At 49.3% G+C, this 11,252-nt stretch carries 11 protein-coding genes; 10 read left to right on the top strand and 1 reads right to left on the bottom strand.

All coding sequences use genetic code 11. The features are described 5' to 3' along the window. The 10 genes from dprA to KDK13_RS07230 all read left to right on the top strand — a co-directional run. Positions 1-743 (top strand): DNA-processing protein DprA (gene dprA, locus KDK13_RS07275; protein WP_257284311.1); only part of this gene is annotated, 743 nt, incomplete at its 5' end. Positions 744-885: 142 nt separating this feature from the next. Then, entirely contained in the window at positions 886-1,443 is a 558-nt protein-coding gene (locus tag KDK13_RS07270) for an L-threonylcarbamoyladenylate synthase (protein ID WP_257284310.1), read from the top strand. 29 nt (positions 1,444-1,472) lie between these two features. Then, on the top strand, positions 1,473-2,396 hold the full coding sequence (hemF, locus tag KDK13_RS07265; protein ID WP_257284309.1) for an oxygen-dependent coproporphyrinogen oxidase: 924 nt from the start codon (positions 1,473-1,475) through the stop codon (positions 2,394-2,396). A 19-nt stretch (positions 2,397-2,415) separates the two neighbouring features. Continuing rightward, on the top strand, positions 2,416-3,243 hold the full coding sequence (gene aroE, locus KDK13_RS07260) for a shikimate dehydrogenase (protein ID WP_257284308.1): 828 nt from the start codon (positions 2,416-2,418) through the stop codon (positions 3,241-3,243). A gap of 80 nt (positions 3,244-3,323) precedes the next feature. Further along, positions 3,324-4,016: a YiiX/YebB-like N1pC/P60 family cysteine hydrolase gene (locus tag KDK13_RS07255; protein ID WP_257284307.1), complete on the top strand. Its 693-nt coding sequence runs from the start codon at positions 3,324-3,326 to the stop codon at positions 4,014-4,016. Between the two features lie 75 nt (positions 4,017-4,091). After that, positions 4,092-4,958, top strand: a complete 867-nt coding sequence (locus KDK13_RS07250) for a hypothetical protein (protein ID WP_257284306.1) — start codon at positions 4,092-4,094, stop codon at positions 4,956-4,958. 103 nt (positions 4,959-5,061) lie between these two features. After that, positions 5,062-5,745, top strand: coding sequence for a 16S rRNA (guanine(527)-N(7))-methyltransferase RsmG (rsmG, locus tag KDK13_RS07245; protein ID WP_257284305.1), 684 nt, complete (start codon positions 5,062-5,064; stop codon positions 5,743-5,745). A gap of 16 nt (positions 5,746-5,761) precedes the next feature. Then, positions 5,762-6,571 carry a ParA family protein gene (locus KDK13_RS07240; protein ID WP_257284304.1) on the top strand — a complete coding sequence of 270 codons (810 nt, stop codon included), beginning with the start codon at positions 5,762-5,764 and terminating at the stop codon, positions 6,569-6,571. A gap of 3 nt (positions 6,572-6,574) precedes the next feature. Beyond that, complete coding sequence (locus KDK13_RS07235) at positions 6,575-7,465, top strand: ParB/RepB/Spo0J family partition protein (RefSeq protein ID WP_257284303.1); 891 nt, start codon at positions 6,575-6,577, stop codon at positions 7,463-7,465. A gap of 178 nt (positions 7,466-7,643) precedes the next feature. Beyond that, complete coding sequence (locus KDK13_RS07230; RefSeq protein WP_257284302.1) at positions 7,644-9,416, top strand: ankyrin repeat domain-containing protein; 1,773 nt, start codon at positions 7,644-7,646, stop codon at positions 9,414-9,416. Between the two features lie 86 nt (positions 9,417-9,502). On the opposite strand, the gene KDK13_RS07225 is transcribed toward KDK13_RS07230, so the two are convergent. Continuing rightward, positions 9,503-10,852: a hypothetical protein gene (locus tag KDK13_RS07225; protein WP_257284301.1), complete on the bottom strand. Its 1,350-nt coding sequence runs from the start codon at positions 10,850-10,852 to the stop codon at positions 9,503-9,505. Between the last annotated feature and the right edge of the window lie 400 nt (positions 10,853-11,252).

Raw genomic sequence — 11,252 nt, 5'->3', positions numbered from 1 at the left:
TCGGCAGCCGGAGGCCGACGCCAAACGGTCGTCGGGTTGCCCGGGAATTTTGTGAGCATCTGGCAAGGAGTGGTCTGGTGATTACCAGTGGTATGGCACTGGGGATTGATGCGGCTGCTCATCAGGGTGCCCTGGGTTGTTATGGCAGTACCGTTGCCGTGTTGGGAACCGGTGTGGATCAGGTTTATCCTGCAAGGCACGAGGACCTGTATCAGTTAATTGCCAGTCAGGGAGCCATTGTCAGCGAATACCCATTGGGCACGAAACCCTTTGCCGGTAACTTCCCCCGTCGAAATCGCATCTTGTCCGGTTTATCCCTGGGTGTGCTGGTGGTTGAGGCCGCACTTGAAAGTGGCTCTTTAATTTCGGCAAGGCTGGCAGCGGAGCAGGGGCGTGAGGTTTTTGCCATACCGGGTTCTGTGCTGAACCCGTTAAGTCGTGGGTGTCATAAGCTTATCCGCGAAGGTGCAGTGCTGGTGGAGAGTCCTGATGATGTATTGATTGAACTGGCACCCCAGCTGCGTGGTGTTATGAATGAATTTGCCCCATCGACTTCCAGTAGAAAAGAGATAGACCCTTTGCGGCTTAAAGTGATTGAAGTGATGGGCTTTGACGTTGTCAGTGCGGATCAAATCAGCACACTGTCCGGCATTCCTTTTGCAGAGCTCTCCGCAGTACTGACAGAAATGGAGCTTGATGGCGTTATTGAGTCCACATCCGGTGGTTTTATTCGTCTTGGCTGACTTTCCTGTGGCAGTCTATCCTTTGAAAGCTTCTGGGCAGGACATCGTCAACGATCCGTGCTTTGCGCTTCTGGCTGTTGCTTCTGAACTTCTCTTGTTAGACTAGTGCCCGTCATTGTTGAGGCTTATCCGAGACGTTTTTATGATGGATGTAGATCAAGCAGCCAGAATAATCAGAAATGGCGGCGTCATCGCTTACCCGACTGAAGCCGTATGGGGATTGGGGTGTGACCCATGGGACCGGCAGGCGGTATACAGGATTCTTGATATCAAACAACGACCTGTCGAAAAAGGGGTTATTCTGATTGGTGCTGCAGAGGAACAGTTTGCACCGCTACTGGATCCGCTCTCTTCAGAAGAAAGAGGCGTGCTGAAGTCTACCTGGCCAGGTCCTTATACCTGGTTGATTCCTGACCCTGCTGGCTGGACTCCCGATTGGGTCAGGGGCCAGTTTGATACGGTTGCCGTTCGTATCACGGCGCACCCACTGGTGAAAACACTGTGTCAGGCAACAGGGCACCCGATCGTGTCTACTTCAGCAAACCTGGCCGGTGAGGACCCGCTGCTAATGTTCTCAGGTGTGGAGGAAGCGTTTGGCTCTCTTCTCGATGGCATTGTTCCCGGCGAAACCGGAGGGCAGAAAACACCCTCAAAAATCCAAGACCTGCGTTCAGGTGAACTGGTAAGGGCAGGCTCCTGAAACTTAATTAATAAAAGGCTTGTCCCAGGATGTCAGAACCGTCTGTAGATCTCGTAAAGCAATACCTTCTGGATTTGCAGAATCGCATCTGTACCGCGATTGAAGCAGAAGAAACGGAGGGTTCCTTCAGGGAGGACCAGTGGGACTACCTTGGCTCCGGAAAAAAGGGTGATGGTGGCGGTAAAGCCAGGGTGCTTGAAGGCGGCACGGTTTTTGAAAAAGCAGGTGTGAACTTTTCCCATGTAACAGGGGATCAGCTGCCTGCCAGTGCCACAGCCCATCGGCCACAAATGGTCGGCAGGCGTTTTCAGGCCATGGGGGTTTCCCTGGTGATCCATCCGGATAATCCATTTGTGCCGACCTCTCATGCCAATGTCCGAATGCTGATAGCTCATAAAGAAGGAGAAGCGCCGGTCTGGTGGTTTGGTGGCGGCTATGACCTGACGCCTTACTATGGCTTTGAAGAAGACTGTCAACACTGGCATCAGGTGGCCAGAAAAGCCTGCGAACCGTTTGGTGATGATGTCTATCCCCGTTATAAAAAGTGGTGTGATGAATACTTCTTTCTTAAACACCGCAATGAACCCAGGGGCGTTGGCGGACTGTTCTACGATGACCTGAATGAGTGGCCATTTGAGCGGAGCTTTGAGTTTATGCAGTCGGTTGGCGACAGTTTCATTGATGCCTACCTGCCCATTGTTCAGCGTCGTAAATCGATGCCTTACTCAGAGCAGAACAAGCGTTTTCAGGAGTACCGCCGTGGCCGTTATGTGGAGTTCAACCTGGTATACGACCGTGGAACTTTATTTGGTTTGCAGTCCGGTGGTCGTACAGAGTCTATCCTTATGTCGTTGCCTCCCCATGTACGCTGGGATTACAACTGGAAGCCAGAACATGGCACCGAAGAGGCACGCCTGTATGAAGCGTTTTTAAAGCCAAAAGATTGGGCATAAATTTTAGAGGATCCGAATCATGGCCGGGCCGGTAGACAATTACGCGGTAATGGGGAACCCAATTGCCCACAGCAAATCACCTGTCATTCACACATTGTTTGCCGATCAGACCGGTCAAAGTCTTCGTTACACTGCCATATTGGTTGACGTTGGCGGGTTTAAAAAAGCGATCGATGAATTCTTTGAAAACGGTGACCTGGGGCTAAGCATAACCGTACCATTCAAGGAAGAGGCATGGCGGTTAGCTGAAAAGAGAACGTCACGGGCGGAAAAAGCCGGGGCGGTAAACACCCTGTGGCAGGATGAGCATGGCCTGCTGCATGGGGATAACACCGATGGGCTTGGCCTGGTTGCAGATCTCAAAGCCAATAACCGTGTAAGTATTAAAGGAGCGCGGGTACTTATCCTCGGGGCCGGTGGTGCCGTCAGAGGTGTGCTTGAACCCCTGCTCGCCGAGCAACCGGCTGACGTTGTCATAGCCAATCGGACCCGTAGCAAGGCTGATACACTGGTTGAATGCTTTGAGGATAAAGCCATTTCTGCCTGTGGATTCGACGAAATAGAAGGTCGTTTTGATCTGGTGATCAACGGAACCGCTGCCAGCCTGCAGGGAGAGATGCCACCCATATCAGGCCATGTTATTGATCAAGGCACCTGCTGTTACGACATGATGTACAGTGCCGATGAAACCGTTTTCAATCGCTGGTGCCGTGAGCAAGGGGCGGGTAAAACCCTCGACGGGCTTGGGATGCTGGTTGAGCAGGCGGCAGAGCAGTTTGCCATTTGGCGTGGCGTTCGTCCTGATACTCGCCAGGTACTTGAGCTGTTGCGCAATGAAATGGCCTGACAAGCCCTATACGCCTGAACATGATTTTTTATATTGCCTGTTCCGCCATTACGGGATGATTTTCAGACATTGGATTTGCTATGGATAAAGCACTGCCAGCCACAGTGATGCCAGCTAATGTGATTGCTAAAGATCTCTTGCCAGGTGACCTGCTTTTTCAACTGCGCTCAGGTGGAGAGGCTGAATGGGTTATCAGCCGACTTTTTGCCGGTCGGGATGGTGTAGCCATTAATCATGTAGCACTCTACGACGGAGATGGCATGGTTATCGAAGCTGTGATGCCCCAAGTGCAGAAAACCAGTTTGGATGACTTTGTCAGCAACTCGGTTTTAGACAACCATGGCAGGCCCTGTGTCCTGGTCTGTCGGCTGGCATCGAGTTACTCGGCACTGGTACCTGATGCCCTGACGTTTGCAGAGCAACAGCTTTCGACACCCTATGATCCACACTACCGCCAGAATCAGGAGGAGCACCAGAAAAGCTGGTACTGCAGTGAATTGATTGTTCATGCTTTTCGTAGTGCTAACAAAGGCGTTTTCCTGTTTGAAGAAACGCCCATGAGTTTCCGGGATATGGAAACCGGTGAGCTTATGCCGTTCTGGATTGAACATTATCAAGCCATTGGTCAGGAGATTCCGGAAGGGCTTCCCGGCTCACATCCGGCATTGCTCTCCTGCTCTGACAAGTTAATGCCCATCAATAGCCTTGGATCACTTCCGGCCAAAAATTGCCAGGATTTATGCAGTCTGGAGCCAGGGTCAACACTGGCTTAGGAGCCTGTTTAAACTTTTTCCCAAAATTAATGTCTGGGAGAAAATAGTTTTCATGGTTGGTTGTGAGGTGGTTATATGGCACCTGCTTTTCCCATTTTGGCTATTCCTGGTTATGAAGCTTTCATGCAAGACCTGATAGCGGCAGCCCATGAAGTCCTGGAACGTGATTCAGACGACGATGATTACATAACTGATACGCTTCCTGTCGTGCCAAAACATGTTGTCCCCTATATTCCTGCCATCATCCACCCGAATGCTTCGTCAAAAAAACTGGAGGAGTACAGCATTACCTTGCCTGAAGTGCCTGACGATCTCCCTGCCCTGGTTTGTGTTTTGCAGAATGATCAAAAGGCGGCAGCTGCCTCTCCCCCTGAAAGCACAACAGAATGCGATCTGCCGGATGAGCTTGCCCAATGGCAGGAAGAAAAAACACAGCTCACTGACGCTATTCTCGAATTACGGCTTGAGTGTCTGAAAATGACCCGTACATGGGACTCCTATATTCCCCGTGTGGATATCAATTCAGAAGCCGCCCGGGAGGTAATTGATTACGCCATGGCCATGCGCTGCGGTACAGTAAAAGGGTCACCTGTCGCATACTACACGGCGCAACTGAAAAAGCAGGTGGATATTCTTAATGTGCAGGCTGCAAAGGATCATCACAAACATGCTGCCAATCAGAAGCCTGAGGCTAAACCTACAACCAAATTACCCAAAAACACCAGTGTTTGCGTGGACGTAATGAAGGCATTGGAGAAGGCGCAAGATGCCACGGCGATTTATGATCCAGACAAAGAGCCGCGTGAGCGTGATGCCAGACTGGTAGAAACCATCAAAACCTATGAAGCTTACCAGAAAGCAAAGGCGCAGTTGGCTGGCTTACAGGCAGCCCTTAAGGCGATTGACGACAGAATGATTGCGTCGATTTTATCAAGGTTATGAAATAAACTGGTCAGTTATCTATTGTCATCAGTAAAGCCAGGCGGCGACCAGTTAGCTTATCAACACGGCATAAGGCTTCACTGTCCGCTGTCTGAAGGAATCCATGAACGCTTCTCAATCATCATTAACCGACCATTCCCTGGCCCGGACATTACAAAGGGATATTTGTCAGGGGGCCAAGTCTCTCGGTCTTGATTTGTCCCCGGTTCAGGCGGATTTGCTGACTCGCTATGTCCTGCTGCTGAACAAGTGGAACAAAGCCTACAATCTTACCGCCATTCGTGACCCCAAAGAGATGGTCTTCAGGCATATTATTGATAGTCTGAGTATTGTTCCCCATATTTCTGGTGAGGTAATTCTGGATGTAGGTTCAGGTCCGGGACTGCCGGGTGTTGTTCTGGCCATTATGTATCCGGATAAAAAATTTACGACACTGGACAGTAATGGCAAGAAAACCCGATTCATGCTTCAGGCAAAACTGGACCTTCAACTTGATAACCTGAAAGTCGCTAATGCCCGTGTAGAGTCTTTTAAAGTGGATGCGCCTTTTGACGCCATTACTTCACGGGCATTCAGTTCATTGGTTAACATGGTGGATGGTACAAAACACTTATTATCACCTTCAGGTGTTTATCTGGCCATGAAAGGGCTATATCCTGAAGAGGAATTGAAGGAATTGAAGGAATTGATGGATCGTCACGATATTGATCTGGTTGGCTGTGAGTCCTTGAAGGTACCGGGCACAGACGGCGATCGTCATCTTGTCATTTTGCGTAACAGGCATTGAATGGTATTAAACGGCTGTGGCTAAAATTCTAGCGGTAACCAATCAGAAGGGTGGGGTTGGCAAAACCACGTCCTGCGTGAACCTGTCGGCTTCCCTGGCGGCCAGTAAGCAGCGGGTACTGCTTATTGATGTCGACCCCCAGGGTAATGCCACCATGGGCAGTGGCATCGACAAACATGCCCAGCAATGGTCTGTTTACCATGTGCTGACGGGGCGCTGTAATATCGAGCAGGCAATCCTGCCATCGCAGGATGGTGGCTATGATGTTCTGGGGGCAAACGCCGACCTGACGGCAGCAGAGGTTGAGTTGATGGAGATGGACCGCAAGGAATCCAGGCTCCATGACGCACTTGCCAGGGTGGAAGGCCAGTACGACTTTATCATGATTGACTGTCCGCCATCGCTGAACATGCTGACCATTAATGCCATGGTTGCTGCCCGCGGGGTCATTATCCCGATGCAGTGCGAATACTATGCACTGGAAGGCCTGACGGCCCTGATGGAAACCATTGCGGGCCTCAGGGAAACCATCAATCCCGACTTGCACATCGAAGGTCTGCTGCGCACCATGTATGACCCGAGGATGACGCTGACCACTGAAGTATCGAGACAGCTCATCAACCATTTTGGAGATCAGGTCTATCGAACCGTGATTCCCCGTAATGTTCGCCTTGCCGAGGCACCAAGTCATGGTAAGCCGGTATTGGCCTATGACCGGAACTCCCGTGGAGCGGTGGCTTATCTGGCACTGGCCGGGGAGCTGGTACGCAAGCATGACATCAAGGGGCTTCAAGGCAAGTCAGAAAGGAAAACAGGAACTCACTGACCCATGGCGAAACAACGTCTCGGTACTAACTTAAATGCACTGCTCGGTAGCGCCAGGTTACCGGCGTCCCTGTCTAATGATCTCTCCGGGCCATCACCGGTCAAGGAGTCGCTGGATGGGACAATGAAAGACCTGCCCGTTGAATTTCTGGTTCGTGGCAAGTACCAGCCCCGCCGAGACATGCATCCTGATGCCCTGGAAGAGCTGGCTGAAAGTATAAAAGAGCAGGGCATCATGCAGCCAATCGTGGTTCGTCCGGCCGGGCAGAATCGCTACGAAATCATTGCTGGCGAGCGTCGCTGGCGTGCAGCGCAGCTGGCAGGCCTCGCAGAAGTTCCTGCCCTGATTCGTGATGTTCCCGATGAAGCTGCCATTGCCATGGCGCTGATCGAAAACATCCAGCGGGAAGACCTGAACCCGATTGAAGAGGCGATCGCGCTTTCCAGACTGCAAAAAGAATTCGAACTGACCCAACAGGAAGTGGCCCAGGCCGTCGGCAAGTCCAGGGCTGCCGTTGCCAATACCTTGCGACTGATGGCGCTGAACCCTGAAGTAAAGAAAATGCTGGAATATGGTGACCTGGAAATGGGCCATGCCAGGGCATTGCTTTCCCTGGGAGAAATGGATCAGTTGGAAGTCGCCAGAACGGTTACGGCAAAAGGGTTGTCTGTGCGTCAGACCGAATCACTGGTTCGTCGAATCCAGCAGGAAAAGGAGAAAGGTGGTAAAACCGTCAAGCGCCCTGATCCTGATATCAAGCAGCTTGAGGATGAGCTGTCTGAAAAGGTAGGAGCCCGGGTAGCCATTCAGTGCAGTGCCAAAGGCAAAGGCAAGCTGGTCATTTCCTACAATTCGCTGGATGAGCTGGATGGCGTGTTGGCCCATATCCAGTAAATACCGTTTTTATCTCTCCTGCGCTCTTTCCCGGGGGCGCATCCCAGGCATAATACTTGATTATCTCCCAACTTATACCAGACTGACTGTTTGGTTATATCCAGTGATCGGCCCGCGCTTTTTTAAATGGATTTATCTGGATTGAAATTTACAAAAAACGCACCTGGGAAGATGTATTATGAACACCGTTACCCCTGAGGCACTCACAGCTTTCAAGTCGGTTATTACCTTACCCACGATGGTTTGCCACCACCTGTCAATACAGCCTGACGATGCAGGGGAATTCAATGGTCGCCAGTTGGTCGTATGCAAAACCCCCACAACACAGTTGGTCCGCACCCCGGATTGCCAGTGCGATAGGCTGCTTGATAATAATGCGGACATTCAGGAATTAGATACGCTGTTACAGAACAGGTCTATCGATATTCACGCCAAAGAAGCCCGCCAAATAAGCCAGGCATCAGCCTATGGACCCCACGAAACGGTGTATTGGTATTCGCCACTGTGGGTGAAGGATCCCAATATTCTGGACAAACTGCAATGGTTCTTGAGCCAGGAGGGGGTTGATATCGATCAGCCCATCAACCATGCCGGGCAAACCCTGTTGCACAAGTTTTGTCATGCAAGCTGTGTTCATAGGAGGAACAGTCTGTATTGGGATCAGTACCCAGTACATCCGGATAACGTCGTTAAATGGCTTTTGAGTCAGGGTGCTTCGCTGGCAACTACTGATCGTCTGGGGAACACGCCATTACACACGGTCTGCTATGCCGGTGCTACCAAGGAGCTTATGGTCATATTGCTGGAGGCAGTCAGGGAAAACCCGAAGATACTTAATGCACAAAATGAAAATGGTAAAACAGCCCTGATTGAGGCCATGTGTTCATGTTTCTCATGGAGTGGTTCGCCAATTCTTATTTTGCGGGCCGGAGCCACTATTGGTGATGGTGATAACCGTTCCGAATACTGTCCCCTTAGCGCAGTTGTCAAAGACCGCAAACTCCAAAGTGAAAAACTGGCACTGCTTGCTCACTATGGGCTGGATATCAGTAAATGCGCCAGTGAAGCATCGAATTTTGTTAGCATGATGATTCCCTATTACTTCGATAGTGATACCGAAATACTTCTCTACTGGATAAAATCAGGGTTGGCCCTGAACGGTATTGATGACGACGGCCACTCATTGCTTTGGGTGTGTTTCAGTACCTTTGAAAAAAATAAAAATGGTGAAGAAGATAGCGGGTGGAACAGAAAGCTGACATTATGCAATAACGTCCTGAAAGCCGCCTATAAATACCATTTCCCCAAAAATATTGACGTTCTGAAGGGCGCTATTTCCGACACGTTGATGGAAACATGGGCAGAGGACGTCGGAAATCTGCTGAAAGGTTATCCAGAGGCTTTCTATCTGATCGATAACACGGTCGAAATGATTGCCAGCAACCTGAATGACCAGAATAAAATAAAGCTTGAAGCGTTGCTGGCACAAGCCAGGGGTGAGCACCCCGAAGAGCAGAGTCTTCTTCCTTTCATCTACCAGCCGTACAACGATTATATGCACTTTTGCTCCGATGCTTTCACGGATCACATGGAAGCTATTTTCAGTGCTCCACCCTCGGATTTTGTCAAGGTCGGGTTAGAGCCTGACCGGCGTAGTTATGAGAGAACTGAGTGTGACGAGGAGGTAGAAGCTGATGTTGAAGCTGATTTTGAAGATAGTCATCAGAATGAAATCCCTCAAGACAATCATTCAATAAACTACTCAGATATTCGATTATACGACTGGCTTTTCGAACACCGGCAGGCATCAATACGGCGACTGCTGTCGTCAAACCAGGAACTGCATAAAACGATCTGTAAACATCAAAGTGAGTTGGTTTGCGGTTTATCGGATGAAAATAAACAGCTGCTTGAGAGATTGCTTGGTGAGACAGATTCGTTTAATAAATAAGAATGTGTTCCAGGGTTTAATAAAGCGCCCATTCACAACAATGGGCGCTTTTCTATATTCAAGCAACCCTGCCTTCTGGCAAGGTATCAGGGTTCTTTAGTATCTATCGAGATTTTTATGAGCATAGCGTCGTCTTTAACGTATTTATCCAGCTTGGAGAGTTCCAGTAGGGTTGGGCAGCCAGAGGCGATGTTGTAATCCTTTTTAGGTCTTTGAAAAGATGACGAATCCGGGTTGGGGCGGAAAGAGTCGTGCAAATGTTCCTGGCCATTCGGATCAAGAATGGTAAAAGAAACTTTATGTCGAAACGGCCAGCGCTGGAAATCATCGTAGTCACCCTTCATCACCACCAGAAACAAGCTGATATGTGTTTGTCTTCCTGGTCCGTCACCATCCAGGTAGATCCTTGCGCACAATTTATAACCGTTTTCGTTTGTCCAGAATACAGGCGAAAATAAAGTATTCTTTTTAGTTATAGCTTCTGTCCGTTTGGATTCGAAATTATCAATTTTCCAAAGCAGGGTACCGGTTTTGGCTACTGGGTTTTCTTGTACGGCTTTGGCTTTCATCAGTTGATCTATCAAATGAAATGCATTGGCCAGTTGGTTTTCAAGATCTTTAATAGTATGAGAGTTTTCTCTGCTGAGTTTTTCAAGGTTAGTGATGCGTTGCTGGAGTCCGGATATCAGCGAGGAGCTGGGGTGCAGTCTTTGATTTTGAAGAGAGACGTTAAAATCCCCGGTAAGTCTTTGCAGTTGTTGTTTCAGTAAATCAATATTTTTTTCCAGTGACTTTATTTTTACATCAATAGGGGATTCCGGCTTTTTGAGCAGTAATGATCCCAGTTGTTCTACCTGATTTATAAGCTGCTCTATGCGAATATCAAGCGCTGAGAGGCTTCCGGTAGCTTCCGAACGCGCGTGTTGCAACATGAGTATCCTGTCTTCCAAGGGGAAATTTGGACATAGGTCAACGTGTTTGAGGACATCATTATAAAGCCCGTGCCACTGACAATGAGTATCTCCTTTGGCGGTGTTTGAAGGGCATTGAGGTAAATATGAGGATTTGATTTCGCGGGATGTATATTTGTCTGGATAAGTCACAGTATTATCGAATGGGCAGAGGTATACAGCTGCATCATCCGGGGTGCCCGATTGTTTAAGGAGGGAGGCTGGTTGCTCGTGCTTCAGGCAATGGCGGCACAGCAGGTGACTGCGATCAGCGGTGCATTGGTATACCTCTCCGGGCAGGTGATTCAACTTACAAAATGCTACTTTATTCGTGAATGCATCAGGCATTTCAACCATAACCTTGACGCCACGGTAGTAAAAACTGGTTATTTGTTTTGGCGGGAGCGAATTCAGACTACTTGCCAATGAGGTTTCAGTTGAGGTTGCCCCGCTGGGGAGCGTGGTAGATGTCTGAGCTGAGTGCATTTGATTTTCCACTTATTGCTGGTTTTAATAACCTTTCGATTACGAAACTGAATAAAAGTTCCAACCAATAATGCTTTGCCACGCACAGCACCACGCCAGGCACCAACAGCCCCGCGCTTTAGCCGACAATGTAGAGAATGGTATTTCCATTGTGCAGCCAATTTATCACTCGCTTTACTTGCTGTAGGTGATTGTACGTAAAACCATCATCACTTATTGATTAACATCAAAATTTCTCTATCATTCGGTCCACTTTCACGGACTGACCCAGACGGTCATCCACGATGCAGCAGAATGAACCTTCATCGCTGAACGGGAAGTGCGGTTTGGAAACAGGTTGTTTGGATTGAATCAAAAACAATCGGTTGACAAATCAAACCGGCGCAGTAAGATGCGCCTC

It is taken from the genome of Endozoicomonas sp. SESOKO1 (assembly GCF_024606265.1).
In the GTDB taxonomy this organism is placed as follows: Bacteria; Pseudomonadota; Gammaproteobacteria; order Pseudomonadales; family Endozoicomonadaceae; genus Endozoicomonas.
This window is presented reverse-complemented; position numbering and strand designations above follow the sequence as displayed.

Bases quoted from the DNA above. Each gene is read 5' to 3' on its own strand.
- KDK13_RS07270 (WP_257284310.1), top strand. From the start codon at position 886: ATGATGGATGTAGATCAAGCAGCCAGAATAATCAGAAATGGCGGCGTC.
- hemF (WP_257284309.1), top strand. From the start codon at position 1,473: ATGTCAGAACCGTCTGTAGATCTCGTAAAGCAATACCTTCTGGATTTG.
- aroE (WP_257284308.1), top strand. From the start codon at position 2,416: ATGGCCGGGCCGGTAGACAATTACGCGGTAATGGGGAACCCAATTGCC.
- KDK13_RS07255 (WP_257284307.1), top strand. From the start codon at position 3,324: ATGGATAAAGCACTGCCAGCCACAGTGATGCCAGCTAATGTGATTGCT.
- KDK13_RS07250 (WP_257284306.1), top strand. From the start codon at position 4,092: ATGGCACCTGCTTTTCCCATTTTGGCTATTCCTGGTTATGAAGCTTTC.
- rsmG (WP_257284305.1), top strand. From the start codon at position 5,062: ATGAACGCTTCTCAATCATCATTAACCGACCATTCCCTGGCCCGGACA.
- KDK13_RS07235 (WP_257284303.1), top strand. From the start codon at position 6,575: ATGGCGAAACAACGTCTCGGTACTAACTTAAATGCACTGCTCGGTAGC.
- KDK13_RS07230 (WP_257284302.1), top strand. From the start codon at position 7,644: ATGAACACCGTTACCCCTGAGGCACTCACAGCTTTCAAGTCGGTTATT.
- KDK13_RS07225 (WP_257284301.1), bottom strand. From the start codon at position 10,852: ATGCACTCAGCTCAGACATCTACCACGCTCCCCAGCGGGGCAACCTCA.